This window comes from Anaerovorax odorimutans (assembly GCF_024459955.1).
In the GTDB taxonomy this organism is placed as follows: Bacteria; Bacillota; Clostridia; order Peptostreptococcales; family Anaerovoracaceae; genus Hominibacterium; species Hominibacterium odorimutans_A.
On the sequence record NZ_JANFXK010000171.1, the window covers coordinates 1 to 252 of the forward strand.

General features: G+C 45.6%; 1 protein-coding gene. It reads left to right on the forward strand.

Annotated features, from left to right (window positions below; translation table 11 throughout):
• Positions 1–11: 11 nt before the first annotated feature.
• Positions 12–252 (forward strand): glutamyl-tRNA amidotransferase (locus NE619_RS18355; RefSeq protein ID WP_330640871.1); only part of this gene is annotated, 241 nt, incomplete at its 3' end.

Below are 252 nucleotides of genomic sequence, written 5' to 3' on the forward strand. Positions count from 1 at the left end.
AAACGTCACGGATGGGAAGAACGCTTAGAATCGGTTTTGGGGTTTATATAGCGGTCGTGTTTTTAATGACTGTAGGAACGGCAACCGCTTTTGCAGCAAAAGACCCCATTGCGGTGGTGAACAATTTGAGTACATTTATTTTTGGACTTATACGGGCCATTGGCATGATTTTGCTGGGGTTTGGCATTGTGCAGATCGGTCTTTCGCTAAAATCCCATGATCCCAGCCAGCGGGCCAATGGATTTTTAACTC